The sequence below is a fragment of the Vibrio xiamenensis genome (assembly GCF_900100015.1).
GTDB classification, from domain to species: Bacteria; Pseudomonadota; Gammaproteobacteria; order Enterobacterales; family Vibrionaceae; genus Vibrio; species Vibrio xiamenensis.
On record NZ_FNDD01000002.1, the window covers coordinates 64,364 to 91,358 of the forward strand.

Below are 26,995 nucleotides of genomic sequence, written 5' to 3' on the forward strand. Positions count from 1 at the left end.
AAACGTTACTTATGACGCTCTTTCAGTTTGTTCACCACATCGTTAAGTGACAGACCTTGGTCTTGCAGCAGCACCAGCAAGTGATAAATCAGGTCGGCCGATTCACACACTAGCTCCGCCTTATCGCCCGACGTTGCCGCAAGCGCGACTTCAACGCCTTCTTCGCCCACTTTTTGCGAAATACGTTTGGTGCCGCGAGCGTAGAGACTTGCGGTGTAGGACGATTCAGGATCAGCACTCTTACGTTCGCCAAGCAGCTGTTCAAGTTGATGAAGCCAAACCATTTGCGATTCCGGTTGTGCGTCACCATCCCAACACGTGGTCGTGCCTTTATGGCACGTCGGGCCAACCGGGTTGACTTTGACAAGCAGAGTATCGTTGTCACAATCAAGCGCAATATTTTGTAAATTCAGTACGTTGCCTGAGGTTTCCCCTTTGGTCCAAAGGCGCTGTTTTGAGCGGGAATAGAAGGTCACTTGCCCTGTCTGTAAGCTTTTTGCCAAGGCTTCTTGGTTCATGTATCCCATCATCAGCACTTGGCTAGATTGATAATCTTGCACAATTGCCGGCACCAGACCGCCGACTTTTTCCCAATCAATGCGCTGTGAAAGTGCCTGTGTTTGTTCTGAACTCATAATCTTACCTCGACACCTTGTTGCTTCAGATACTGTTTTAATTCGCCAATGTTGATCACTTGCTTGTGAAATACCGAAGCCGCTAATGCGCCATCAACATTGGACTCGTTAAATGCGTCGCTAAAGTGCTCCATTGCACCGGCACCGCCAGAGGCAATCAATGGCACATGGCACACGCTACGCACCATATCGAGCTGCTCAAGATCGTAGCCATTACGCACACCATCTTGGTTCATCATGTTCAATACGATTTCACCAGCGCCACGTTTTTGCACTTCCTTGACCCAATCGGCGGTTTGCCACTGAGTAGCTTTGGTGCGCGCTTCATCGCCGGTAAATTGGTACACCTGATATTGACCGGTGTTCTTGTCATAGTAGGAATCAATACCGACCACGATACATTGCACGCCAAATTTGTCTGATAAATCGGTAATAAGGCCAGGGTCTGCAAGCGCTGGTGAATTTATTGACACTTTATCGGCGCCAAATTCAAGCAGCCGCGCGGCATCTTTGGATGATTTGATACCGCCCGCAACACAAAACGGAATGTCGATGACCTCAGCCACGCGCGCGATCCAGCTTTTATCCACCACGCGACCATCGCTCGACGCGGTAATATCGTAGAACACCAACTCATCGGCGCCTTCTTCAGCATAGCGTTTGGCTAGCGGTACAATGTCGCCAATGATTTCATGATTGCGAAATTGCACGCCTTTAACCACTTGGCCATCACGAACGTCTAAACAGGGAATTATGCGTTTTGCCAACATGCGAATGCCTCCTCGGCGGTGAATTTGCCATCCAATAGTGCGCGTCCAACGATCACACCGGCCACGCCAGTGTCTTTTAATGCAGCAATATCCTCTAAGCTACCGATACCGCCAGACGATTGAAACTCAACTTGCGGGTACGCTTGGCATAAATCTTTGTACAGCTCGACATTAGATCCTGCCAAGGTGCCATCACGGGAAATATCGGTGCACAGCACGTGTTTCAAACCGACGGTCAGGTAGTCATCAATCAAGGCTTCAATGGTGACTCCGGAGTCTTCCTGCCAACCCGAGATCGCGACTTTGCGCACGCCTTGCGAATCGATGTTGATGTCGAGAGCCAAGACAATTTTCTCGGCGCCGTATTTACTCATCCAACCTTTGACCAATTCAGGCTGTTTTACTGCCGTTGAGCCCACCACCACGCGCTGCGCGCCAGCTTCAAGTAGGTCAACCACATCTTGCTCGCTGCGAACGCCACCACCAATTTGAATGTTCGCTGGCGTACTGGCGAGCAACTTAGCAATTAAATCCAATTGACGCGCACTGGTGTCTTTAGCGCCGGTTAAATCCACTAAATGCAGCCAGTTGGCACCGGCTTGATGATAAAGATTAAACTGCTCAGCAGGGTTTACTTTATATTCGGTTACTTGGCCATAGTCGCCTTGATACAAGCGAACCACTTGACCTTCGATTAAATCGAGAGCGGGAATGATCACGAAATCACATCCTTATAATTCTAAAAAGTTTTGAATCAGCTTTGAGCCAGCTTTTGATGAGCGCTCTGGGTGAAATTGCACGCCATAGAAATTGCCACTTTGCATCGCTGCGGTAAACGCATTGCCATAATCGCATTCAGCAATCGTGTATTCACCAACTGGCATCGCATAGCTGTGCACAAAGTAAAAATATTCGCCCTGCTCGATGTCTTTAAACAGCGGATGCCCAGCCGATGCCACAAGCGTATTCCAACCCATGTGTGGCAGAGGTAAATCGCCGGTTTCCATCAAACGCACTTCTGCATCACATAAGCCAAGACATGGCACTTGTTCGGTGCTCATGTGGGCTTTTTCTTCAGATAATTTGCCAAGCAGCTGCATACCAAGACAAATACCCAGTACCGGCTTTTTGATCTGCTTAACCAGTTCAATCAATCCGCGCTGCTCAAGATTACGCATTGCCTCAGTTGCGGTGCCCACCCCAGGAAGAAAGAGTTTATCGGCACCTAATACGATCTCGGGTTCGCGAGAAATCACCACCTCATAACCGAGGCGTTGAATAGCAAATTTCACCGAAGAAACGTTGGCACAACCGGTATCAATAATGACTACTTTTTGTTCAACCATTACAGCACTCCTTTACTGCTTGGCAGTTCATCGCCCTCAACCTTAATTGCTTGACGCAGTGTACGGCCAAAAGACTTAAACAGACTTTCAATAATGTGGTGATCGTTATCGCCACTTGAAGACAGGTGCAGCGTGCAAGCCAGAGTATCCGTGAGCGAGCGGAAGAAATGCACCACCATTTCAGTGGAAAAATCGCCAACTTGTTCGCGGCCAAAACTGGCATCAAACTTAAGATACGGACGGCCTGAAAGATCCAGTGCGCACTGAGCCAAACACTCATCCATTGGTAAGCTAAACCCGAAACGACCAATACCGCGCTTATCACCCAGCGCTTCTTTCAACGCTTGACCAAGAGCCAAGGCGGTATCTTCAACCGTGTGATGATCATCGATGTGCAAGTCACCTTCAACTCGGCAGGTCATCTGAAACCCACCGTGAGTCGCAATTTGATCCAGCATGTGGTCAAAAAAGCCTAACCCGGTCGAAATTTGATTGCCGCCCTGCTCATCCAAATTCACTTTAACGCGAATATCGGTTTCTTTGGTGGTACGCACCACTTCGGCAATACGCTGAGTTTGGGTAAGATCTTTAACAATCGCTGGCCAACCCATGGTTTGTGGGTGGTATTGAATACCGCGAATCGCCATATTCTCAGCCAGCTGTAAATCGGTTGGGCGATCGCCAATCACTACCGATTTTTGAAAATCGACTTTGCCACCTTGCAGATACTCTTTCACCATACCCAATTTTGGTTTGCGGCAGCTGCAGTTGTCTTTTTCAAAGTGTGGGCAGATCAGCACGTCATCAAACTTGACGCCTTGAGATTCGAAAATCTCCATCATCATGTTGTGCGGCGCATCAAAATCCGCTTGTGGATAGCTATCGGTGCCTAAACCATCTTGATTGGTCACCATCACTAATCGATACCCTTGAGCTTGCAAGGTTAACAAGCTTGGAATCACATAAGGTTCTAGTTTTAATTTGTCTAAGCGGTCGACTTGAAAATCCACCGGAGGCTCAACAATTAAGGTGCCATCACGGTCAATAAACAGAATTTTTTGTTGCTTGCTCACTCGAACGTCCTTTTAATTTAGACTTGGCCACGCGGCCATACCGCGCAGCATCAATAAGGGTAATTATCACGCTATGGTGTTCATTTATAGATAAAACTTTTCGATAAAGTCGACGACTTTCTCACACTCTGTGCGATCGCCGATACTGATACGAACACCGTTTTCAACTGGTGAATTACGTAGGATCATGCCGCTATCCCACGCCGCTTTAAACAACTCATCACCGTTTGGAAAAATAACCAGCAGGTAGTTGCCCCAACCTTCGCATACTCGAAGCCCATCAATCGCAGCAAGCGCTTCCCCCAAATACGTGCGATTTTGGTTAAGCGTTGCCACTTGCTCAGCTGCGCGCGCCAAACCTTGTTCAGATAACGCTTGCAGCGCAATGTCTGCCACCGGAATTGGCACTGGATACGGAGCAATCACTTTAAGCAGCACATTGATAATTTCGGCGCTTGCCAAAGTATAGCCACAGCGAAGACCGGCCAGCGCAAACGCTTTTGACATGGTGCGTAAGATCGCGAGATTATCGTATTGCTCCAGCAAATCCACCGTAGACGCTTCAGGACAAAAGTCGATATACGCCTCGTCCATCACCACAATCGCGCGGTCTTTAGTCATCTCAAGTAATGCGATGATGTCTTCACGACGAATCAAATTCCCGGTTGGATTATTTGGGCTGCACACAAACACCAATTTCACGTTATCGAGCTTGGCTTCGATGCTGGTTAAATCCAGTTGCCACTCAGCGGTTAAAGGCACGGTTTTACGCTCAACACCAAAAGTCTCGGCACTGATCGCATACATTCCATAGGTTGGCGGACAGTAAAGAATCGCATCATCGCCAGGTTCACAATAGGCGCGAACCAGAAGTTCTATCCCTTCATCCGCGCCGCGAGATGTTAAGGTTTGCTCAGGCTTCACCCCAGCATAGCTGGCATAGGCTTCGATCAGCGCTTTCGGCTGACATTCGCTGTAACGATTGAGGCTTGAAACCGCGCCTTGGTATGAGTTGTCAAACGGCGATTCATTGGCGTTAAGCCACACGTCACCGCTGCCACCGATGCGGCGCGCTGACAAATATGGGGTTAACTGCTGAACTTGTTTACGGGCGAGCTTTTCCATTACGCTTCTCCTTGTAGCTTTTCAACGCGAATTGTCACTGCGCGTTTGTGGGCATCCAGCCCTTCAGCCTCAGCCATAGTGACCACGGTTGGCGCAAGATTTCTTAGCCCTTGCGCGGAAAGCTCTTGCACCGTCATGCGTTTTGAAAAATCGGCTAATCCTAGGCTCGAATAGGTTTTCGTGTAACCGTAGGTTGGCAACACGTGGTTGGTACCAGAGGCGTAATCCCCAGCCGATTCTGGTGACCATTCACCGAGGAAAACCGAGCCTGCATTGTCGAGAAGCGGTAACAGCTCACGTGGATTTTTGGTTTGCACGATCAAGTGCTCAGGACCGTAATAGTTAGAAATCGACACCGCCTGCGGCAGTGATTCAGCAATAATGATCAAACTCGACGCTAGCGCCTTTTGCGCGATATTCGCTCGTGACAGCTGTTTCAATTGTTGGTCCACTGCGTCGCGAACTTGGTCAGCAATCACGGGTGACGGCGTCACTAAAACCACTTGTGAATCTGGGCCGTGCTCGGCTTGGCTCAGCAAGTCAGCAGCAACGAATTCAGGGATTGCCGTGTCATCAGCAATCACTAAGACTTCAGAAGGGCCCGCTGGCATATCAATGGCTGCGCCGCGAAAATCGTTGCTCACCTGGCGTTTCGCTTCAGTGACGTACGCGTTACCTGGGCCAAAGATTTTATCCACTTTCGTCACGCTTTCTGTGCCATACGCCATCGCAGCGATCGCTTGACCACCACCGACGTTATACACTTCGTCAATACCGCATAGTTTAGCGACATAAAGAATTTCATCAGCGATTGGCGGCGGTGAACATAGCACCACTTTATGACAACCGGCGATTTTTGCAGGAACGCCCAGCATCAAAACCGTTGAAGGTAGCGGTGCACTGCCACCTGGAATATACAAACCCACTTTTTGAATTGGGCGCGTGGTCAATTCACACACCACACCCGGCTGAGTTTCTACTTTAATCGGTTGCGGCTTTTGCGCTTTGTGAAACGCCGAAATATTGGCATACGCCTGCTCAAGAGCCTGGCGCATCGTGTCGCTTAAACGCGCTGATGCTTGCTCAATTTCTTGGCTTGAAACACGAATCGACTCCGGTTTCACTTTGTCAAACTTCTCGGTCAATTCAGCCAAGGCTTGGTCACCGTTACGACGCACATTATCAATCACGTCCGCGACTGCAGCGGTGATATTTGCCCCTTCGGTGATCGCAGGGCGCTCTAAAATCGAATCTTGCTGAACTTCACTTAGTGATTGCCAAACTACGGTTCTCATCGCCCTACTCCATCATTTTATCAATTGGTAATACCAGAATTGAGCTGGCACCTAACTCTTTAAGCTGTTCCATGGTTTCCCAGAACAGATTCTCAGTACTCACGAGGTGAACCGCGACTTTCTGTTTCTCTGCGGAAAGTGGCAATACCGTTGGGTCTTCGGCGCCAGGCAGCAAGGCTTTCACTTGATCAAGCTTATCAATTGGCGCGTGCAGCATGATGTATTTCGATTCTTTGGCTTGTTGCACACCCTGCATACGAGTGAGGAGTTTGTTGATAAGTGCAGTTTTGTCAGCATCGAATTCGCCAAGACGCTGAATGAGTGTCGCTTTTGAACGGAAAATGACTTCGGCTTCTTTAAGGCCATTGGCTTCAAGGGTTGCCCCTGTTGAAACTAAATCGGCAATCGCATCGGCAAGACCTGCTCGCGGCGCAACTTCTACTGAGCCGGTTAACATACACGTTGAGAATGGCACGCCCTGCTCATCCATAAAAGCTTTCAGCAATTGTGGGTAAGTCGTTGCGATGCGTTTACCCGCCAAATCTTGTGGACCGGTGTATTTCTCTTCTTTGTTGATCGCGATAGAAAGTCGGCAGCCACCAAAGTCAAGGCGACGTAAGGAGACAAATTCACAAGGCTCACCTTGCGCTTGACGGTCAAGACGAACTTCTTCTAGTTCGTTTTCACCGATAAAACCTAAATCGACAACACCATCCATGATAAGACCAGGAATATCGTCATCGCGAACCAGTAGCAAATCGATAGGCATATTTTGCGAGTGCACCACGAGACGCTCGCCCATGATATTGAACTTAACACCGCACTGCTTGAGCAAAGTTTGGCTCTCTTTGCTTAGACGGCCTTTTTTCTGGATGGCAATTCTTAATCGTTGTTGTGCTTGCATTACTGGTTTCCTTTGCAGAATAAGTCAAAATATCAATGGTTAAAAACTAAAAAACCCTTGGAAGTTTGTCTCCCAAGGGTTTGAATCTGTATTTAACTCTGATTTCAACCACCGGGAGATTCCTGCCTCCCGGGTACGCGTACATCGCCCGAAAGACTAGATTGGGTGATGGTGATGATGAATGTTCATTACTGAAATACGCATACTTATTTTCTTTGGCTTCTGAGTTTTATTGAACTGAGATCAACACTAACTAAGCTGGCGGCTTTTTTCAACCTTTTATTTCTGTTTTTTGCCATTTGTATAATACAAATAAAAAAGGCGCCGCAGCGCCTTTTACTATTTATATATTAATCAGCAATTTACGAAACCTTTGCTGCCACCATTTTTGACTTAGATAATGCCGAAAGCACAACACACAGCAATACGAAAGCAATACTTGATGCCGCTAGAGCCAAAACTTCTGATGAAGTAAATCCTAAAACCACGAAGCCGACACAAGAAACCAATGCTACGGTAAGTGCATAAGGAAGCTGAGTAGACACGTGATCGATATGATTACAGCGTGCCCCTGTCGATGACAAAATCGTGGTATCGGAGATCGGTGAGCAGTGATCGCCAAACACAGAACCGGCAAGTACCGCACTTAGCATTGGCAACATCATAGCGATGTCGGTTGCACCAGCCATATCACCTGCGATAGGCAGCATAATGCCAAACGTGCCCCAAGATGTGCCAGTCGAGAACGCCATAATGCCAGAGAGCAGGAACAGAATAACCGGAAGCCAGTGCGCGCCAATGTTGCCCTGAGCAAGCGTTGACAAGTAACTGCCGGTTTTCATGTCACCGATAACAGAACCAATCGTCCACGCAAACAACAAGATCAGAATGGCGCCAAACATCGATTTAGCCCCTACCCACAGCGTATGAGCAATCTCGCCAATCGCAATGCGCTGTTTGAGTACCGTATATAAAGCAACGATTAAACCGACAATACCGCCATAAATAAGCGAAGTGCCAACATCGGTATTTTCAAATGCACCAAGTACGTTGAACGCAATATTTTGTGTCGCAAGTGCCTGGGCGCCGGTGTACATCATAGAAATGATCGTGGCAACAATCAGAAATACGATCGGTAAAACCAGGTCAGACACTTTGCCGTTATCGCTTTCACGAATATCCAATTCTTCCGTTAGATCGCGAGCTTCAGCGTCGACATCGCTTCCTTTGTCGTAACCATGACCTTGCGATGCAGCAATTTCATGCTCGCGCATTTTGCCAATATCTAGCCCAAACCAAGCCACTGCAAAGACCATCAATAACGCAAAGATTGCATAAAAGTTCATTGGCACAATACGTAAATAAGCGCCGAGTGGCGAATAATCGGTAATGCCATGGGCAACCAAAATGCCACTGATGATAGTCATAATATAGGCGCCCCAACTGGATGCAGGCATAATGACGCACATCGGCGCTGCAGTTGAATCGAGAATGTAAGCCAGTTTAGCGCGAGAAACATAAAAGCGATCGGTCACTGGGCGCGAAATAGCACCAACGGCGAGACTATTAAAATAGTCGTCGATGAAAATAAACACGCCAAGAAATGCGGCGAGGAGTTTGGAACCACGTTTGCTTTTAACCCGCGACTGAGCCCAAATAGCGAACGCTTTGGTCCCGCCCGATAACGCTAGTAGTGCCGTCATCATACCGAGCAACAATAAGAAGCCGACGATACTCATATTCCAACTATTGATGGCACCATCATCAATAAAAACGGCTTTGACTGTGGTAGCGACATAATTCAACGCGCCGCCGACGCTCAAATCCGCGAGCAAAATCGCGCCCAGCAGAATGCCAACACCCAAAGACAACAAAACGCGACGAGTAATGATCGCAAGACTAAGAGCTACCAAAGGTGGCAGCAAAGACATCGGTGACGATGCAAAATCAATTAAATTCATGATCTTCAAAAACCAGTTAAATTGGCTAGAGATCTACTGCAGACAACGTGATGCTAAATAGAATCAGCACCCCATTATGTTGAAGTTAGCGAAAGGAAAGCGAATACTTTACCCACACCCTACAGTAGCGCTCCATAGTTTTACAAATAAATAGACTATGGCAGTGTTGGCCCTATTCGACCCCAACCCCAGCCTGTTGTTTTGATATAAAACAGACTTCGGCAAGCAGACCTTTCACAGCAATTCATTGGCATCACCCCAATCACTGTTACTGATTCAACTTGCTCCTCTACCGCTCATGCGAAAGATTACTCTACTGTTCGAACAAAATTAGAACAATAAATCCAACCACGAGCATTAGGTGGCGGCCATTTTACTCATTTGAACTCTCATTGCAACATATCATTCCAATCAATGATTTTTATCATTCATCACACTTTAAATAGAGAAATTGCATTTGAAACTTAGGTTTATGAGTAAAATGTCATAAGCAGGATTTAAAACTAATTAATTAATCAACAATAGGCTATGGTTAATTATTGCAATTTGAAATTCACCTATTGCAAAAGAATATCTTTGGACTCAGATCCATATTAGTGCGAGGTATTATGTAAAGAATTGAACTTTATTAACCCAATTGCACTCATATATTGAGATCACAAAACCCAAAAATTCTAAAAAATTTAAATAATATTGACAGCTTAATATTGTATTAGATAAATTTGCGGATTAATATCTATATATAAACTCAATTCAGTAGGTATGAACAATGTCGGAACTGACAAAAACTCTTTTAAATATTCGTAGCCTTCGTGCTTTTGCTCGTGATTTAACTATAGAGCAATTGGAAGAAGCACTAGATAAACTCACAATTGTTGTTGAAGAACGCAGAGAAAAAGACGAAGCAGAGCAAGCTGAAAAAGCAGCACAAGAAGCGAAACTTGCTGCCATTGCAGAAAAAATTGCTCAAGATGGTATCGACGTTACTGCATTAATCGATGCATTATCAGGCGAAACTAAAACGAAAAAATCAAAATCGAAGCGCACTCCTCGTCCAGCAAAATACAAATACATTGATGTAAATGGCGAAGAGAAAACTTGGACAGGTCAAGGCCGTACTCCTTCTGCAATTCAAGCAGAATTAGATTCAGGCAAATCTCTTGATGAATTCTTAATCGATAACAAATAATCACTCTCATTTGAGAACGATATATTGTAAGAAAAAAGCCCGCTATTTTTAGCGGGCTTTTTTTATTTTCGCGTTATGTTAACGTTCCCAATATGCTTCTTCTAGACTATCTTCCCGTTCTGGCAAACCTTTTGATAAACGAGGAGAATGTTGAGCAAGAACTTCATAACTTGCACGGTTTGCATATTTGCACACTTGCGAGAATGAAGAGTAAGTCAAAAATGTATGAGCGTGTTTGCTTGAATTAGGTACATTTTCTTTATGGTATTTATTCGCTGCCATATCATGGAGCAACGCAGATAACGCCGCATCGCCTGCACCATTGGTATTTTTTATTTTTTCCGGCCCACCCATATATGGGGATATATGCGAATAAACACGTATTGGATTTTCACATTCATCCTTGAACACCGGGCGACTAAATTCATAGCGGTTAAATTCAGCAATGCAGCCCGGTAATAGAGGTAAAGTCGTTTCGCGCTTAGCACTCTCTTCCGTATAACCTGCCATAAACAAGCCAATTGGCCCAGCGGTACATAACACTAAATCGACCCACTCTAGCGTTTTATCTGAAGCCGCAAGTGGATCCGATTCACCGGTTAATGCTTGTGCTTCGTCTTCGTTCATTGCGACAACAGAAACATGATCTTGCAAAAATTGCTGCCAAAATTGCGGATCGTCTTGAATCACAAATTTTGTACCAAGCGTTAATACCACAGGTACGTCATATTTTTTCGCATATTCAATTGCGCGCAGCGTCGCTTCCGGCATTGGGTCGCCGGCTTTACAGCGCACCAAATAAGCGGTTAAAACCAATGCTGACGCAGTTTCAAAAATCTTTTCCGGAATATTATCTGGATGCAGTTGGTTCATTTGCCCTTCGCTGATCGCAAAGGTACGTTCGCCATCTTCAGTAATAAGTGCAAAACAGCGACCTATCGCGCCATCAACACCTTGCAAATAATTGAGATCCATACGGCTAGAGGTATTGCATAAATAGCGATAACCATAACTGCCAATTTTAATGTCTTGGCTCATCACACCCAAAAGTGTCGAACGATCATCGGCTAACACAGAATAATTGTGCAACGTATTTCCGATCGTGCCCCCTGCATATTCGCTGGTAATTAAGCCGTTGTCTTTTAATTCGTTATATAAAGCTTCAGCACTTTGATCATCAATAACCAATGAGTGACCTTTGCTTAATCCATAACGTTCGATCAAATCACTGCATACTTTCGCTTCAATATCGACCAAAGTTTGGTCAATGCCAATAATGTGAGTTCGCGTCATCGTCTTACTCTCTTGAGTTTGAGCGACTAATGGATCACGGGCATGAACAGGAAAGTAATGTTTGGATTTACGTTGACCAGGAAATTTCATAACAGGGTTCAAGTATGAGGATAAGGAGGCGCGATTTTACCGCGCACTATTTAGCGCGGCAATATAAAGAAGACAAAGCAAACGTTTGCTGATGAATTTATTCACCTTCCATAAAAGAAAGGTCGGGTAATTCATCTAAATGTTGGCTATAGCGTTTTAAATTAAACTCCGCATCATTTTTCATAACATCAAACACTTCGATAGACACGGCACATGCCATCATCGCGATAGCATCTTCGCGAGATGTGCCTGTCATCATTAAGCGCATCAATGTTTCTTTGGTTTTTAGTGGCTGACCATCAGATAATTGATTTTCAATAATTTCAATTAATTGTGCTTCTTCAATAAAATCTTGTTGCTGCATTATTTCGACTCTTTGGATTTATTGCGCCCAAATTAACATAGCTGGTCGCTGCATTGATACGAACATTCAACATTTTTTCATCAATTAGAAGTGTGATTGGAGTCCAAGATCTGTCGCACTCAAACTCTTTCTGTTAGAATTTGCGTCCGGTTAAATCAAGTGGTGTTAAGTAATGTCTGATAACAGCCAAAAGAAAGTCATCGTCGGCATGTCTGGCGGTGTAGATTCCTCAGTTTCTGCCTATCTTCTTCAACAGCAAGGCTATCAAGTTGAAGGCCTATTTATGAAGAACTGGGAAGAAGATGATAATGAAGAGTATTGTACGGCAGCGGAAGATCTCGCCGACGCTCAGGCTGTGTGTGACAAACTTGGCATTCATTTACATACCATCAATTTCGCAGCGGAATATTGGGACAACGTTTTTGAATATTTCTTGGCTGAATACAAAGCTGGCCGCACACCGAATCCAGACATTCTTTGTAACAAAGAAATTAAGTTCAAAGCGTTTCTTGAGTTTGCAGATGAAGTATTAGACGCAGATTATATTGCGATGGGTCACTACGTTCGCCGCACTTTTCCAATCAATGGCGAAAAACCGCAAATGCTACGTGGTTTAGATGGCAATAAAGACCAAAGTTACTTTTTATATACCCTCAGCCATGAACAAGTTGCGCGCAGCTTATTCCCGGTTGGTGAACTGGAAAAGCCAGAAGTTCGTCGCATTGCCGAAGAGCAAGATTTGATCACGGCGAAGAAAAAAGACTCGACCGGTATTTGTTTTATTGGTGAGCGTAAATTTACCGATTTCCTATCGCGTTATTTGCCAGCACAACCAGGGAAAATTGAAACCCCGGAAGGTAAAGTGATTGGCGAACACCAAGGTTTGATGTACCACACTCTTGGCCAGCGTAAAGGGCTGCATATTGGCGGTCAAAAAGGTGGCGGCGGTAACGAAGACCCATGGTACGTCGCAGAGAAAGATCTTAAACGTAATGTGTTGATTGCAGTACAAGGTGCAGAGCATCCGCTGCTTAAATCACAAGGACTTATCGCATCGCAACTGCACTGGGTTTCTCGTCAGACCGTGACCGAACCGATGCGTTGCAGCGTAAAAACACGCTATCGTCAAACTGATATTCCTTGTACCATTACGCCTATTGACGATAACAATATTAAGGTCGTCTTTGATGAGCCTCAAGTAGCCGTAACCCCAGGTCAATCGGCGGTATTTTATCAAGACGATGTATGTCTTGGTGGCGGTATCATCGAACAACGCATCTGATCATAAAGACCAAATTAAGGAGTAGATTACGTGGCCAACACTTTATATGACCGTACCATTGCCTTTGCCGGAATATGCCAAGCAGTGGCCCTTGTTCAACAAGTCGCAAAAAACGGTCATTGTGATTCTGACGCGTTCGAAACTTCGCTTAAAGCTGTACTCAATACCAATCCGAGCAGCACGCTTGATGTCTATGGACGTGAATCATCGCTTAAACTTGGCCTTGAGTGCTTGGTTAAAGGCATTGACAGCACGCCTACAGGCAGTGAGATTACGCGCTACATCATCAGTTTGATGGCGTTGGAACGTAAGCTTGCTGGGCGACGTGATGCCATGTCGCAGCTAGGTGACCGTCTGCAAACACTCGAAAGACAAGTCGAGCACTTTGACTTACTCGATGAGCAGATGATCAGCAACCTTGCCAGTGTCTATCTTGATGTCATTAGCCCGATTGGACCTCGTATCCAAGTCACAGGCACACCATCAGTACTGCAGCAAACAAGCCATCAACACAAAGTCCGCGCCCTACTGCTTTCAGGCATTCGTAGCGCGGTTCTTTGGCGCCAAGTGGGCGGCAGACGACGCCACCTTATCTTCGGACGCAAAAAAATGATCGAGCAGGCGCAAATCCTGCTGGCCAGAATCTAATGTTAGCTCGCGTATATCGCGAGCTTATTTTTTCGACCCAAGCAAATTCCGCGCAAACGTTTGCGCAATGTTCGTGACAATTGCCGCAGTTATTGGTATAACGCTCACGAAATTTAGCAACCCAATTCAGGAGAACATCATGGAACTGTCAGCATTGACTGCTGTTTCACCAGTAGACGGCCGCTACGGAAGTAAGACGATTGCTTTACGCGAAATTTTCAGTGAATACGGTCTACTCAAGTACCGTACTATCGTTGAAGTTCGCTGGTTACAAAAGCTCGCGGCTACTGCTGAGATTGCCGAAGTGCCAGCATTCAGCGCCGAAGCTAACCAATTCCTAGACGACTTAGCTGCCAACTTTTCTGAACAAGATGCTCGCCGAATCAAAGAGATCGAGCGCACCACCAACCACGATGTAAAAGCGGTGGAATACTTCTTAAAAGAAAAAGTCGCTGACGTTCCTGAACTGCACGCTGTAAATGAGTTCTTCCACTTTGCTTGTACTTCTGAAGACATCAACAACACCTCACATGCGCTAATGCTTAAAGAAGCGCGTGAAACCGTTATTCTGCCAGAAATCCGTAACCTGATTGACGCGATTAAAGCGCTCGCGGTGGAATATCGTGACATTCCATTGCTTTCTCGTACTCACGGTCAGCCAGCATCGCCATCCACAATGGGTAAAGAAATGGCTAACGTGGCCTACCGTATGGAGCGTCAATACAAGCAAATTGAAAACGTTGAAATCCTAGCGAAAATCAACGGCGCTGTGGGTAACTACAACGCACACCTATCGGCTTACCCAGAGCTAGACTGGCACAAATTCTCTGAAGAGTTCATCACTGAATCTCTAGGCGTAACTTGGAACCCATACACGACTCAAATCGAACCACACGATTACATCGCAGAGCTTTTCGATGCGGTTGCTCGTTTTAACACGATTCTGATCGATTTCGACCGTGACGTTTGGGGTTACATCGCCCTTGGCCACTTCAAGCAAAAAACCATTGCTGGCGAAATCGGCTCTTCAACCATGCCACACAAAGTTAACCCAATCGATTTTGAAAACTCTGAAGGTAACCTTGGTCTTGCCAATGCAGTATTTGCTCACCTTGCGCAAAAACTGCCAGTTTCACGCTGGCAGCGTGACCTGACAGATTCAACCGTACTTCGTAACCTAGGTGTGGGTGTGGGTTATGCGATCATCGCTTATACTTCGACGCTAAAAGGCATCAGCAAGCTGGAAGTAAACCGTGACGCGCTATTAGCGGAACTGGATAAAAACTGGGAAGTATTAGCAGAACCAGTACAAACCGTGATGCGTCGCTACGGCATTGAAAAACCTTACGAGAAGTTGAAAGAATTGACTCGTGGTAAGCGCGTTGATGGCGAAGCCATGCGTCAATTCATTGATGGCCTAGAACTGCCTGAACATGAGAAAGCACGTCTTAAACAAATGACGCCAGCCAACTATATTGGTCAAGCCATCGAACTGACTGATAAGCTGTAATCGCAGTTTAGTATTGTAGAGGCTCTTTCTCACGAAAGAGCCTTTTTTATGTTCATCCTTTTTGCGGTTCACTGCTTTTTGCGGTTCACTGCTTTTCAAAAAACAGCGTTACTCGCCCAACTTCAACGCCCCATTTTTTTATCGACGTCAGATTGAACACGCGCTTGCTGTCTTGGCGATATAGCCAGTCATCGAAAGCGACCACCACCGATGAATCATCAAGTTTAAGTTCAAGGTCGTACTGCCATTGCAAAGCGTTGCCCTGCTCTTTGCCGCTCGCCGTCCCAATAATGTCATCGGCGCGGCCAAGGTATTTTCCGTCTCCGCTGCGAGTAATAGTCCAAACTCGGCTGTCCGTTTCGCCATCGTCGTAAATAAAATCTTCTTGAAGCGTAAGTGTGTCACCGTCAACAATGCCCCAAATACTGACCTCAAAGCGCCGCGTTTGCATGTCAGTGTAGTCTTGCACCATGCCGTACGCTTGGGTTTGGCCTTGAAAGTATTCGAATAAATTAAACGTTGGCGTCGCCGCTCGGTAGTCATTTATCTCTGCCGAGCAAGCGCTGAGCAGCAAAACCCAAAGTGAAATGAAAAGCGATCTGATCATCGAGTCTCTCCTAGTAACTGTGCGCGTAATTTGGGATAGGACGTAGACGGTGATAGCCAAATCGCTAGGAATGCTTGGTTCAGCTCCATATCGTCAATCTCGCCAATCAAGTTAGAAGCAGAATTCGAAGCAAACCAAAACTCACCACGCTGATTATGACTCACATAAGTCAGCGAATCACCTTCGGCTACATTGGGAAATATACCTTCAAGTTTGGAAATCCAAGGTGTGATTTGGGCCTGGCTAAAACCGAGTTTTTGCCACTGCTCTTCAGTCGCATTGATAAAATCGGTTGCAGAAATATCTCGTAAGTAGGTAATCGATAAGGCCGTAGGTTGATGAGTGATTTGAGGCCAATTAGCCACTTGACCGCTAGGCGAATAAAGCACCGAGTCATAAATATCGAACCAAAAAATCGATAGCCGAGCTTGGCCAACCTTTTGCCATGCCCGCCACTCATTATGCTGACTTGGGTTAGCCTTAGCTTGGCTGACCGTCGATGCAAAGGCTGGTTTTTTTACGGCCCCTAGTATCGCCATAAAAGATATCGTTAGCAGCACTATTTTTAGCCATGATTGCTCAGTGCGATTTTTTCCTTGTTCTATCACTAAACACCACCTTAATTATTAACCACATGATTAATGTCCACTCGATAAACAGCGCCGTCAATGACCAGCCAAGTGGGTATGGCAGTGTCACTGCGCCTAACTGATAACCAGCAAAATAGCTTATTGCCCCAAGGAGACCGCCTACAGGTACAACGGCCAAAGAAGAAAAGCGCTTTAACACCGGCACTAAGTTATACGCGTACCAAGCGAAAATGAACCAAAGAGAAATTAACCAAGTAGGAAGAAAATCATCGGGGAATTCAAGGAGGTGAAATTTAACGTTGAGCCAGTCGACTGCGATGCCGATAAAACTGACAAAAAACAGCCTGTCGAGCGGAATCGATTGGCGCAGTAATACATATAGATAGGTGGCAATAACGGCCAGCAGCAACCACCACTGGGTCTCTTGCCTGCCGATGACAGCAAGAAACCACAGCAGTTGGAACCATATCGAAATTAAGGTAAGACGCATACTTGCCTACCACTTAGACAAGCGGTTTAACGCGCTTGGAAGGTCAATTGCACAGTGCTAATACTGCGAGCTAAAAAGCCACCTTCGCAGTAACAAAAATAGTAACGCCACATACGAATAAAGCGCTCGTCATAACCGAGTTCACGCACTCGCTGCTCTTGTAGCGAGAATCGGTGATGCCACGCCTGTAAGGTTTTAGCGTAATCCAAACCAATGTCTTTCAAGTTACGCATCACAAAATCGGTATGCTTCGCACTGGCGTTGGTTAGCGCTGATACTGATGGCAAGAAACCACCAGGGAAAATATACTTCTGAATGAAATCGACGTTACGACTGTACTCTTCATAGCGTGAATCAACGATAGTGATCGCCTGCAGCGCCATTAAACCTTGCGGCTTAAGAAGCTGACGACACTTAACGATAAAAGACTCCAAATACGACTTACCGACAGCTTCAATCATCTCTATCGAAACCAACTTATCGAATTGCCCCTCTAGTAAACGATAATCTTGTTTCAATAACGTAATTTGATTCTCTAGCCCAAGCGCTTCAATACGTCGCTTAGCATAATCATACTGCTCCTCTGAAATCGTGGTGGTGGTGACTTTGCATCCATAACACTGCGCCATATAAATAGCCATCGCTCCCCAACCGGTGCCGATCTCAACCACATGGTCCTGTTCACTCAGTTGCAATTGCTGACACAAACGATCCATTTTCTTGATTTGAGCTTGCTCAAGGGTGACGTCGGCGCGATCAAAAATGGCTGATGAATACAGCATATTTTCATCAAGAAACGTTTCATACAGCGCGTTGCCAAGATCGTAATGGGCGTGAATATTTTTCTTCGAATTACTTAACGTGTTGCGCTTTAACCAGTGGCCAAATTTAAGCGCGATACGTCCAAACCAATTGGCACCTCGCTCAATCTGGTCAAGAGCGTTCATATTGAGTGCCATCAATTCCATCACAGCGGTCAGGTCGGGGCTGTCCCACCAGCCATCCATGTACGCTTCAGAAGCACCAATACTGCCAGCTTTTAAAAACCGTGCGTACAAACTCGGGTGATGAATTTCGACTTTTGCGTCGGGTTGATTGTCTGAGAGCTTGCCAAAAATTTGTACCTTCTCTTCCACTCCATCAAACGTTTCAACCACAGTTAAGCGCCCAATGCTTATCTGATTTAAATAACGAAAAACCCAGTTTCGAGCGGATAGTTCAACTTTTGACGCTTGAGATAGATCCAAAACCGCACTTTGTGACTCTGACATTCGAGTTCTCCTATTCCTTGTCGTTGTTATAGCAACTCTGCCCTGCCGTCGAGCTTGGATGAGAGTAGATTGGCGCGCCTTTTAGCCACAATTTCAAAGCATGCCAGTAAATTCCAGCCATCACTTTGACCGCCATTAAAGGGGTTTTCACGAGCTTTGCTAACAGCGCTCGCGTTGTAAATGGCAGAGGTTTCATCGAAAGCGTGGCGTCGAATTCCTTCTCGTCACGTTGACAGGCCAGATGAATACTCACGCCTTTATTGAGTGGCTTAACCCGCCAGTGGTACTGCTGAGAAATCGGGTTAAACGGTGAAACATGGAACGCTTTGCCATGTTTAAAGTCATGTGCTTCTGAGGCAGGAACTACGTAATAGTGCCTCTCGTTCCAAGGTGTATTGCTTACTTCGGCTAAAAGATAACGCCAATGATTACTTTCATCATAAACATAATAAAAATTCACTGGGCTAAAATACAAGCCCAAATAACGTAAATGTATTAAAGCTTCTACCCGCCCAGAGACTTTTTCACCAGTAAGCTCATGAATTTTATCAAAAATAGCCAGTTTTAAATCACCTTGACCGAGATAGTCTTGGCGACGAAAACGCGCCCAATGCCACCACCTTGAGCCAAATCCCCAAACGTTTTTTTCGAGTTCCTTGATTTCATCAAGGTCAATGCACGGCATGAAGAGAGGCACATTAAGTTGATGTTTGACTGGCGTAAAACGTCGGTGCCTGACCGAGCCATCCATGATCGTACTGTGCATCACGCCGCCCCTTTCTGATTGAGGCTAGCCACTTTCCTTTCAATGCGTTTCACCACATCAAGCGCGCTGCGCACCCCATCTTCATGGAATCCGTTGTACCAATATGCGCCGCAAAACCAGGTTGAATAAACGCCATTAATTTCCTCACGACGCTGCTGAGCCGCCATCGTTTGAGTGGTAAATACCGGATGCTGATAACAAAACTCGCGAAGAATTTTGTCGTTATCGATTAGATGGCAGCTGTTTAGCGATACGCAGAATGTCGTGTCAGAATCGATGTGCTGCAAGATATTCATATTGTAAGTCAGCGTCGGTTTGCGCTCGAATTCGTCTTGATCCCCCGCCAATCGGTAGTTCCAAGCCGCCCAAGCGCTGCGACGCTTAGGTAGCAAAGTGGTGTCAGTATGCAGAATCACTTGGTTATCTTGGTATTCTAAGCCACTTAAAATCTCTTGCTCGGCGCTTGAAGGGTCGCTCAGTAAATGCAGTGCTTGATCGCTGTGACAGGCAAAAATCACTTCGTCAAAGTGGTCAATATGACCTTTGCTTTCGACATGAACGCCAAAATTGTCTCGCCACACGCGTGTAACAGGTGAATTGAGCCGAATCGACTCAGTAAAGCCACGCGTTAGGGGGTCAATATAGTTACGAGAACCACCTTCTATTACCCGCCATTGAGGACGGTCGGTAATATCAAGTAAACCATGATTGAGGAAGAAACGTGTAAAAAAGCTCAGCGGAAATGCACGCATATCGGCAAGTGTTGAAGACCAAATCGCCGCCCCCATAGGCAGAATGTAGTTTTCACAAAAGTAATGGCTGAAGTCATGCTCGGCGAGGAACTCGCCAAGGGTCGCGCTATGGGAATCGCCGTTCACGGTATGGGCTTTCGCCAATTGATTGAAGCGCAAAATTTCAAAAACAAAGCGGTAAAACTTGGGGTTAAACCAATTGCGCTTTTGAGCAAACAAGGTGGTGAGAGTGTGGCCGTTGTATTCTAAATTATGACCGAGATTACTCACGCTAAAGCTCATTTCGGTCGGCTTGCCAACCACACCTATCTCTTGCATAAGGCGAATAAAATTGGGATAGGTTTTGTCGTTATAAACGATAAATCCCGTGTCAATTGCGTAGTGCTCACCGGCGACCTCGACATCGATGGTCGCAGTATGCCCACCAATATAGTCGTTCGCTTCATAAACGGTCACATCATGCTGCTGATGAAGGTAATAACCGCAAGTTAATCCAGATATTCCAGTACCAATGATGGCGATTTTCATCGTGTTATCCTTATGATGGTGAACGTATTAATTTGCTAACCACCCACTGCTGGCAGCGATAGGGCAATAAAGACAAAGTGCGCAATATCCAGGTAAATCGCGCAGGAAAATAAATAGCCGATTGGTGATTTGCCAAGCCGCGAGCAATGTATTGAGCCGCTTGCTGAGCACTTATCATCATCGGCATCGCAAAATCGTTTTTGTCAGTTAGGGGGGTCTCAACAAAGCCGGGAAAAATAATCGATGTCTCAATACCCTGCTTTTGCCAATCCAGCGCTAATGAACGAATCAAATAGCTCACGGCGGCCTTTGAGGCGCCGTAAGCCCCGGCTCGAGGCAATGCCAATTCACTCGCGATTGACCCAACGACAGCAACGTGGGTTCCTGATGTAAAATGAGGCTGGGCTGCATCTAGCGCGTAACTAAGGCCGAGCACATTGACCGTCATTACTCGCTCGATAACGTCACTGTCTGCGCAGCCGTCATCTAAATACTCGCAGTCACCGGCATTAAACATCCATAAGTCAGGAATAAAGGGCAGTTGAGAAAATGCGCTGACAACTTGGGATTTATCAGTGAGATCAAAAGCGAGTGGCTGAATCAATGTCGAATAACTGCACAGAGCGGATAATCGCTCTAGGCTGCGTCCACAACCTATCACTTGCCATCCTTGAGAGGCATAATGTTTGGCGAGTTCAAACCCGATACCGGAGGACGCCCCTGTGATCAGTACTTTTCTCATTGGCCTAACCGAGTTTTTATTGCGATAATAATTTTGCCCAGTACTGGTAAATGCTCATAAAGCATTTCGCCTAAGTCGAAATAATCTCGATGGTAAATGACCTTGCTATCGCGAAACTTCATGTGACTCACCCCCTTAACTAAGATCAAACGCCCAGATTTCAACTTGGGGTGCTGAAGTTGCATCGTCCATGTCAGAAAGCCGTCTTGGCCTGATTGATGACGTTCCTCGATAACGAATTGGCAATGTTCAACGTTTTTATACAATGCTGAGAAGTACTGCTCTAACCTCTCCCACCCTTCGAGGCGATGCGCTGCATCTTCAAACACCACGTTTTGGTGATACACAGATTCGAGCATATTGAGATTATGTTTATTGAGTTGCTGATAGACATCTCCGACTGAACTAATATCCATACCCTTACCTCGAACTAAAGTTTACATATGCAACTTATTGAAATTTAGAAGACAATCTAAAGTTGTACAAATCACATCAACGGATAATTGACCGATGACATTTCTCAGCCCCAATATCGCTGTGATATAGAGCTGTTACGAAACAAGATTCTAAATGGATCAAAAAAGGCTTGGTAAAAACCAAGCCTTTTCAGGAGATTAAATACTGCGTCGCCATTAGGGCAATGCGGTAGAGTTTAATACCTTACAGTTTACGTAGTGCTTCAATGCGTTTATCCAGCGGTGGATGACTCATCAAAAGCTCAGTTAACGAACGTTTACCATTGATACCAAATGCCATCATCGAACCTTCAAGTTGAGACTCTTGGCTCATTTTCAATCGCTCAAGTGCCGCAATCATCTTCTGCTTACCGACCAACTGCGCAGAACCTGCGTCCGCATGAAATTCACGGTGACGGCTATACCACATCGTAATAAAGCTCGCTAAGAAGCCAAATACTAGCTCAAGGACCGTTGAAATCGCGAAATACACCATGAAATTAGTGCCACCGTTACCTTCTTCGTCACGGTTGTTTGACGCAACTAGGTTGGCAATCACACGTGATAAGAAAATAACGAAGGTATTCACGACACCTTGTAGCAAGGTCATCGTTACCATATCGCCATTTGCAATATGACTCATTTCATGGGCAAGAACCGCTTCGGCTTCATCGCGTGTCATGCTATGCAAAAGGCCGGTTGATACAGCAACCAAAGAATCGTTTTTCTTTGCACCGGTGGCAAACGCGTTAATATCAGGAGAATCGTAAATCGCAACGGTTGGCATACCAACACCCGCTTGTTGGGCTTGGCGAGATACGGTTTGCATTAACCAATGTTCCGTTTCATTGCGTGGACTCTCAATCACCATACCGCCAACCGAGCGCAGCGCCATACTCTTTGACATTAATAGCGAGATGAAAGAACCGCCAAAACCAAACACTGCGGCCATCAGCAATAAACCTGACAAACTGCCCGGTTGCATACCCGTTGTCGCATAAACGATATTTAACACAATACTGAGCACGAACACGACGGCTAAGTTCGTGGCTAAAAACAGCAAGACTCGTTTCATTCTTCCTCTCCAAGCAGGAAACATATTTTATAATGCACTGAATGTGCGTTGATTTTTAGTGGGCCCAATTATTGAGCCTTGGTGTATAGATATAGTCTAAGTGTTTTTAAAACAAGGTTAAGCGCTAAATTGAAACATTTGTTTTCCTATACGGTGTTTTGGATTCGACATCTCTTTTCTATACTTTGAATACTGGGCTTAGACTTTGGTCTTATTGAGGATGATTTCAAAAGGGGTATAGTCAAAGCCACACAACACCTCCAGATGATGAAGGGAATGTATCATGGTAGAAACCAACAACTATCAAATGGCGATTGACTTACTGTGCTGCCACCTAGGGTTGACAGAAGAAGAAGCGAAAGAGCAATTAGGTCTGACTGAAGATAAGCATACTCATAAAAATGTGGTCGAGACTCATCATGCTTTAATGGGATTTACTGCAGAAAAGTAATTATCCTAGCCGACAATAAAAGGGCTGCCATTGGGCAGCCCTTTTATCATTGTTCAAGTAACGCATCGATATGGATGAATTTCCCCAAATCTTTACGTTTCGCGCTTGGTACATAAGGAATTTCACCAATTTTTGGGGCTGCAATTTTTTGCTCCAACATGGCGATAATATCCGCGTAATGTTCCGTGCCTGGGTTAATTCTGTTCGCCACCCAACCCACGATGTTTAAACCATCCGCTTCAATCGCTTCCGCTGTTAATAACGCATGATTCAGACAACCAAGCTTGATACCCACCACAAGCACCACAGGTAACTTTTCGTGTTTTACCCAGCTTGAAAGATAGTCAGAGTCTGAAACAGGTACTCGCCAACCACCCGCCCCTTCTACTAACACCACATCACTGACCGCTTTATTACGGGCCAATTTGTCACTCAGAAGTTGAAAATCAATCTTTGCGCCTTCGGCTCGCGCAGCGATATGTGGCGAAGTCGGTAATTTTAATGTGTAAGGATTGATGTCTTGATAATCACACGCAACGGTGGCGACCGATTGTAAATGCAGTGCATCAGAATTTTTCAGCTCACCTTCCACCAATTCGCTACCAGCAGCGATAGGTTTGTAACCGACGGTTTTTAAATCTTTTTCTGCTAACGCTTGCAATATCGCCTTGGACGCTACCGTTTTGCCGACATCGGTATCGGTTCCCGCTATAAAAAATGCATCAATCATCGGTAAATAACCCCTAAACATAGATGATAAGTGGCAGGCAAAAGCCCCTTATCATTTCTAACTTCTTGATAAGCTTGCTCTAACTCAAGCAACGTTCGACGACCGGTTAATCCACTCGCCCGACCTGAAACATGGTTGGCTCCAATGCCTTTAAGATCTCGCATCAATTCAAAGGCAGACGGATACCACATCGTGATATTCGGCCAGTTTAAGTGATAGCGCTCACATTCAGCTTGAGCTAAAGCAATTTTTACCTGAATGTGTGAGTGGAAATGATTAACATGTTGATATTGGTCAACTTTTCGCCATGCCGTTTTCAATTCATGAAGAGAACCTTCCATCAAAGTGGCAAACAATGCTTGCCCGTTTGGCTTTAATACTCGACGAATTTGGGCAAAAGGTGTTTCAAGCCTATGGCACCACTGAAGTGCCAAACTGGAAAATACATAGTCAACACTCTTTGCAGGCAAACAAAGAGATTCAGCGTCCATACACACATAATGTATATTGGCGTTCCCGCAGCGCTGCTGTGCTTTTAATAGCATCTGAGGCGAGATATCGACACATATCACTTCAGCCCCTCTAGCGAGTAGTTGCTGAGAGAAATATCCGGTGCCACAGCCAAGGTCGACAATCACTTTCCCCGAAAGATTACAGGGTAACTTTTCTAGAAGTAGATGTCCGACTTGACGCTGAAACTCGGCATGTTGATCATAAGTGTTAGCCGCCTTGCTAAACGCTTGGCGAATGGCACTTTTATCACTGGCGCAACCGATAGTGTGTTGCATTGAATTCGCTATCATGCACTCACCTCTAGCCATTGCTCGACATGTTCCGCTAATTGATCGATATGCGATTGTTCATGTAATGCCGTTAATGTGATTCGCAACCTGGCTTGATGACGGGCAACTGTTGGCGCGCGGATCGCACTGAGCCAAATGCCGTGCTGACTTAAAAACTTGGCGCAATCAAGCGCTCGCGCGCTATCGCCAATAATAAAGGGTTTTATTGCTGTCGGTGTACTGCGAAAACCCGGTAAATGACACATACTCTGCTCATAGTAATCACTCAATTCATCAAGCTTAGTGCGCCGCCAATCATCGTGTTGAACCTGATTAATTGCCTGAGTCAATGCATAAGCCTGAGCCGGAGGCATCGCCGTCGAATAAACAAAATGGCGCGCCATTTGAGTCAAATAATCGCCCGCTGTCGCATCGCACATAATTGCCGCACCACTGATACCAAGCGCTTTGCCAAATGTGACCACCAGAAAATTGGGTTTCACTCCCGCGGCTTGACAACTTCCTCCACCCTTTTCGCCCAAAACGCCGATACCATGAGCATCATCAACCGCAAATAAGGCATTACCTTGAATCTGCGCGATATCTTTTAGCGGCGCCACGTCGCCATCCATACTAAACACGCCTTCGGTCACGACGAGAGATGATGCATCTACGTTGGCAAGCTTTCGGCTAAGGTCCTCAACGTCATTATGCGCAAAACGCTTTAATGTCGCGGGTGACAGCATGGCCGCTTCAATTAACGATGCGTGATTAAGCTTATCTTGAAAAACCACATCACCCTTTTCCAGTAGTGAAAACAGCAGTGCTTGATTAGCGCTAAACCCAGAGTTAAATAAAATCGCCCTTTCAAAACCAAGCCAATCACACAGCTTATCTTCAAGCATTTGATGTGCAGTACTATGACCCGTTACAAGCGGAGAGGCACCACTGCCGGCACCAAATAGACGCAATCCTTGTTGCCACGCTAGTACTACCTTGTCATCATTGGCGAGCCCCAGATAATTGTTACTGGCGAAGTTCACCCACTGCTGATTATCACGACAAATCATCAGCTGATTACCGCCTTCAACACAGCGCAACTGGCGGTCTAACCCTTGATTAATCCGAGTTTGCAAAGTTTGTTCAATACGCTGATTAAATGCTTGCATCGTAAAACAGATCATCTTTGGTTGGACGAGAGGCGACTTGCAACGCAACACGGTCAAGCAGTTCGGTTTCTTGGATTTGATCTGGCTTTTGAGTTATCTCAGTACTATTAATCCCCAGTTTTTTAAACAACTGCATGTCTTTATCTTCCGACGGATTCGGTGTGGTAAGCAATTTACAGCCATAAAAAATGGAATTGGCTCCTGCCATAAAACACAGGGCTTGCATTTGCTCGTTCATATTTTCGCGCCCAGCAGAAAGCCTGACCGCCGAACCTGGCATCATGATGCGAGCCACGGCTATCAAACGAACAAAATCAAATGCATCAACATCGTCGACATTTTCCAGCGGCGTACCCTTCACTTTTACCAACATATTGATTGGCACACTTTCCGGATGCACGGGCAGATTGGCTAACTCGACTAATAAGCCCGCTCTGTCATTCGCACTTTCGCCCATACCGATAATGCCACCAGAACAAATTTTCATCCCCGCATCGCGCACATGGCTCAGCGTATCGAGCCGGTCTTGATAGGTCCGCGTTGTAATAATGTTGCCGTAAAACTCAGGCGAGGTATCAAGATTATGGTTATAGAAATCCAACCCTGCGTCTGCAAGGAGCTTGGCTTGCTCAGGCGATAGCATTCCAAGCGTCATACATGTTTCAAGCCCCATCGCTTTGACGCCTTTGATCATCTCGGTCAGATATGGCATGTCACGCTGCTTAGGATTTTTCCACGCCGCACCCATACAAAAACGTGTCGAACCCGCTTGTTTTGCCTTTTGCGCCGCATCGAGTACACGCTCAACATCCATTAAACGCTCTTTTTCTATATCTGTGGTGTAACGAGCACTTTGGGGGCAATATTTACAATCTTCTGGGCAGGCACCGGTTTTTATTGAAAGTAAAGTGCTTACTTGTACGTAATTGTGCTGCTGGTGCTGACGGTGTACTTGTTGAGCTTCGAACAACAGATCCATAAATGGCTTATTGAGTAACTCTGCGACTTGCTGCTTTGTCCAATCGTGACGTATTTCCACACTGATTCCTTGCGATTTATTTTATGAATATGGCTTGGCTAGTCTATTCGTTATCGCTACACT

General features: G+C 45.8%; 29 protein-coding genes, 1 riboswitch and 1 other annotated feature. Of the genes, 5 read left to right on the forward strand and 24 right to left on the reverse strand.

Going from position 1 to position 26,995, the window contains the following annotated elements; genetic code table 11:
* Positions 1-5: 5 nt before the first annotated feature.
* The 9 genes from hisIE to BLS03_RS02010 form a co-directional block, all read right to left on the reverse strand.
* Positions 6-635, reverse strand: a complete 630-nt coding sequence (gene hisIE / locus BLS03_RS01970) for a bifunctional phosphoribosyl-AMP cyclohydrolase/phosphoribosyl-ATP diphosphatase HisIE (protein ID WP_093268924.1) — start codon at positions 633-635, stop codon at positions 6-8.
* Complete coding sequence (gene hisF, locus BLS03_RS01975; RefSeq protein ID WP_093268927.1) at positions 632-1,405, reverse strand: imidazole glycerol phosphate synthase subunit HisF; 774 nt, start codon at positions 1,403-1,405, stop codon at positions 632-634. The genes hisIE and hisF overlap by 4 nt, the downstream gene beginning before the upstream one ends.
* The gene (gene hisA, locus BLS03_RS01980) at positions 1,387-2,124 is read right to left on the reverse strand and encodes a 1-(5-phosphoribosyl)-5-[(5-phosphoribosylamino)methylideneamino]imidazole-4-carboxamide isomerase (protein WP_093268929.1); all 738 of its coding nucleotides are present in this window, start codon (positions 2,122-2,124) and stop codon (positions 1,387-1,389) included. The genes hisF and hisA overlap by 19 nt, the downstream gene beginning before the upstream one ends.
* Positions 2,125-2,136: 12 nt before the next feature.
* Positions 2,137-2,751: an imidazole glycerol phosphate synthase subunit HisH gene (hisH, locus tag BLS03_RS01985; RefSeq protein ID WP_093268932.1), complete on the reverse strand. Its 615-nt coding sequence runs from the start codon at positions 2,749-2,751 to the stop codon at positions 2,137-2,139.
* The gene (gene hisB, locus BLS03_RS01990; protein WP_093268934.1) at positions 2,751-3,824 is read right to left on the reverse strand and encodes a bifunctional histidinol-phosphatase/imidazoleglycerol-phosphate dehydratase HisB; all 1,074 of its coding nucleotides are present in this window, start codon (positions 3,822-3,824) and stop codon (positions 2,751-2,753) included. Before hisB ends, hisH begins: the two co-directional genes overlap by 1 nt.
* A gap of 84 nt (positions 3,825-3,908) precedes the next feature.
* Positions 3,909-4,949, reverse strand: coding sequence for a histidinol-phosphate transaminase (gene hisC, locus BLS03_RS01995; RefSeq protein ID WP_093268936.1), 1,041 nt, complete (start codon positions 4,947-4,949; stop codon positions 3,909-3,911).
* Positions 4,949-6,244 carry a histidinol dehydrogenase gene (hisD, locus tag BLS03_RS02000; protein ID WP_093268939.1) on the reverse strand — a complete coding sequence of 432 codons (1,296 nt, stop codon included), beginning with the start codon at positions 6,242-6,244 and terminating at the stop codon, positions 4,949-4,951. The genes hisC and hisD overlap by 1 nt, the downstream gene beginning before the upstream one ends.
* A 4-nt stretch (positions 6,245-6,248) precedes the next feature.
* A complete protein-coding gene (hisG, locus tag BLS03_RS02005) occupies positions 6,249-7,148 on the reverse strand; it encodes an ATP phosphoribosyltransferase (protein ID WP_093268942.1) in 900 nt (299 codons plus the stop codon).
* Between the two features lie 45 nt (positions 7,149-7,193).
* Positions 7,194-7,329, reverse strand: a sequence feature (His leader region).
* Between the two features lie 181 nt (positions 7,330-7,510).
* A complete protein-coding gene (locus BLS03_RS02010; protein ID WP_093268945.1) occupies positions 7,511-9,109 on the reverse strand; it encodes a Na+/H+ antiporter NhaC family protein in 1,599 nt (532 codons plus the stop codon).
* Positions 9,110-9,226: 117 nt separating this feature from the next.
* Positions 9,227-9,409: riboswitch (Lysine riboswitch) on the reverse strand.
* A 469-nt stretch (positions 9,410-9,878) separates the two neighbouring features.
* Between BLS03_RS02010 and BLS03_RS02015 the strand changes: the two genes are divergently transcribed.
* Positions 9,879-10,298 carry an H-NS family histone-like protein gene (locus BLS03_RS02015; RefSeq protein WP_093268948.1) on the forward strand — a complete coding sequence of 140 codons (420 nt, stop codon included), beginning with the start codon at positions 9,879-9,881 and terminating at the stop codon, positions 10,296-10,298.
* Between the two features lie 78 nt (positions 10,299-10,376).
* Here the strand turns inward: BLS03_RS02015 and BLS03_RS02020 are convergent, their stop codons facing one another.
* Both BLS03_RS02020 and BLS03_RS02025 read right to left on the reverse strand, forming a co-directional pair.
* Complete coding sequence (locus BLS03_RS02020) at positions 10,377-11,681, reverse strand: inosine/guanosine kinase (protein ID WP_093268950.1); 1,305 nt, start codon at positions 11,679-11,681, stop codon at positions 10,377-10,379.
* A 97-nt stretch (positions 11,682-11,778) separates the two neighbouring features.
* Complete coding sequence (locus BLS03_RS02025; RefSeq protein WP_093268953.1) at positions 11,779-12,045, reverse strand: hypothetical protein; 267 nt, start codon at positions 12,043-12,045, stop codon at positions 11,779-11,781.
* A gap of 172 nt (positions 12,046-12,217) precedes the next feature.
* Between BLS03_RS02025 and mnmA the strand changes: the two genes are divergently transcribed.
* The 3 genes from mnmA (at position 12,218) to purB (ending at position 15,485) form a co-directional block, all read left to right on the forward strand.
* Positions 12,218-13,327 (forward strand): tRNA 2-thiouridine(34) synthase MnmA, encoded by a 1,110-nt coding sequence (mnmA, locus tag BLS03_RS02030; protein ID WP_093268956.1) that lies wholly within the window; start codon positions 12,218-12,220, stop codon positions 13,325-13,327.
* Between the two features lie 30 nt (positions 13,328-13,357).
* On the forward strand, positions 13,358-13,975 hold the full coding sequence (hflD, locus tag BLS03_RS02035; protein ID WP_093268958.1) for a high frequency lysogenization protein HflD: 618 nt from the start codon (positions 13,358-13,360) through the stop codon (positions 13,973-13,975).
* Between the two features lie 139 nt (positions 13,976-14,114).
* Positions 14,115-15,485, forward strand: a complete 1,371-nt coding sequence (purB, locus tag BLS03_RS02040) for an adenylosuccinate lyase (protein ID WP_093268961.1) — start codon at positions 14,115-14,117, stop codon at positions 15,483-15,485.
* 85 nt (positions 15,486-15,570) lie between these two features.
* Here purB and BLS03_RS02045 read toward each other — a convergent pair whose 3' ends face one another.
* The 9 genes from BLS03_RS02045 to htpX all read right to left on the reverse strand — a co-directional run bounded on the left by BLS03_RS02045 (position 15,571) and on the right by htpX (position 22,761).
* Positions 15,571-16,092 carry a DUF3833 domain-containing protein gene (locus BLS03_RS02045; RefSeq protein ID WP_093268963.1) on the reverse strand — a complete coding sequence of 174 codons (522 nt, stop codon included), beginning with the start codon at positions 16,090-16,092 and terminating at the stop codon, positions 15,571-15,573.
* Complete coding sequence (locus BLS03_RS02050; RefSeq protein WP_093268966.1) at positions 16,089-16,631, reverse strand: chalcone isomerase family protein; 543 nt, start codon at positions 16,629-16,631, stop codon at positions 16,089-16,091. The genes BLS03_RS02045 and BLS03_RS02050 overlap by 4 nt, the downstream gene beginning before the upstream one ends.
* 40 nt (positions 16,632-16,671) lie before the next feature.
* Positions 16,672-17,172, reverse strand: a complete 501-nt coding sequence (locus tag BLS03_RS02055) for a DUF2878 domain-containing protein (RefSeq protein ID WP_093268969.1) — start codon at positions 17,170-17,172, stop codon at positions 16,672-16,674.
* A 26-nt stretch (positions 17,173-17,198) separates the two neighbouring features.
* A complete protein-coding gene (locus BLS03_RS02060; RefSeq protein ID WP_093268971.1) occupies positions 17,199-18,443 on the reverse strand; it encodes an SAM-dependent methyltransferase in 1,245 nt (414 codons plus the stop codon).
* Between the two features lie 10 nt (positions 18,444-18,453).
* A complete protein-coding gene (locus BLS03_RS02065) occupies positions 18,454-19,209 on the reverse strand; it encodes a DUF1365 domain-containing protein (protein ID WP_093268974.1) in 756 nt (251 codons plus the stop codon).
* On the reverse strand, positions 19,209-20,489 hold the full coding sequence (locus BLS03_RS02070; RefSeq protein WP_093268977.1) for an NAD(P)/FAD-dependent oxidoreductase: 1,281 nt from the start codon (positions 20,487-20,489) through the stop codon (positions 19,209-19,211). The genes BLS03_RS02065 and BLS03_RS02070 overlap by 1 nt, the downstream gene beginning before the upstream one ends.
* A gap of 10 nt (positions 20,490-20,499) precedes the next feature.
* On the reverse strand, positions 20,500-21,231 hold the full coding sequence (locus BLS03_RS02075; RefSeq protein WP_093268980.1) for an SDR family NAD(P)-dependent oxidoreductase: 732 nt from the start codon (positions 21,229-21,231) through the stop codon (positions 20,500-20,502).
* A complete protein-coding gene (locus tag BLS03_RS02080; RefSeq protein ID WP_093268983.1) occupies positions 21,228-21,647 on the reverse strand; it encodes a nuclear transport factor 2 family protein in 420 nt (139 codons plus the stop codon). Before BLS03_RS02080 ends, BLS03_RS02075 begins: the two co-directional genes overlap by 4 nt.
* A gap of 244 nt (positions 21,648-21,891) precedes the next feature.
* Positions 21,892-22,761, reverse strand: a complete 870-nt coding sequence (gene htpX / locus BLS03_RS02085) for a protease HtpX (RefSeq protein ID WP_093268985.1) — start codon at positions 22,759-22,761, stop codon at positions 21,892-21,894.
* 283 nt (positions 22,762-23,044) lie between these two features.
* Between htpX and BLS03_RS25595 the strand changes: the two genes are divergently transcribed.
* Entirely contained in the window at positions 23,045-23,212 is a 168-nt protein-coding gene (locus BLS03_RS25595) for a hypothetical protein (protein ID WP_093268988.1), read from the forward strand.
* A gap of 46 nt (positions 23,213-23,258) precedes the next feature.
* Here the strand turns inward: BLS03_RS25595 and bioD are convergent, their stop codons facing one another.
* From bioD to bioB, 4 genes are read right to left on the reverse strand one after another with little or no spacing between them, the layout of a single operon-like run.
* Positions 23,259-23,942, reverse strand: coding sequence for a dethiobiotin synthase (bioD, locus tag BLS03_RS02095; protein WP_093268990.1), 684 nt, complete (start codon positions 23,940-23,942; stop codon positions 23,259-23,261).
* Positions 23,939-24,745, reverse strand: coding sequence for a malonyl-ACP O-methyltransferase BioC (gene bioC, locus BLS03_RS02100; protein WP_245696542.1), 807 nt, complete (start codon positions 24,743-24,745; stop codon positions 23,939-23,941). Before bioC ends, bioD begins: the two co-directional genes overlap by 4 nt.
* On the reverse strand, positions 24,742-25,893 hold the full coding sequence (gene bioF / locus BLS03_RS02105) for an 8-amino-7-oxononanoate synthase (protein ID WP_093268993.1): 1,152 nt from the start codon (positions 25,891-25,893) through the stop codon (positions 24,742-24,744). Before bioF ends, bioC begins: the two co-directional genes overlap by 4 nt.
* Positions 25,880-26,932, reverse strand: a complete 1,053-nt coding sequence (gene bioB, locus BLS03_RS02110; RefSeq protein ID WP_093268996.1) for a biotin synthase BioB — start codon at positions 26,930-26,932, stop codon at positions 25,880-25,882. The genes bioF and bioB overlap by 14 nt, the downstream gene beginning before the upstream one ends.
* Positions 26,933-26,995 lie beyond the last annotated feature (63 nt).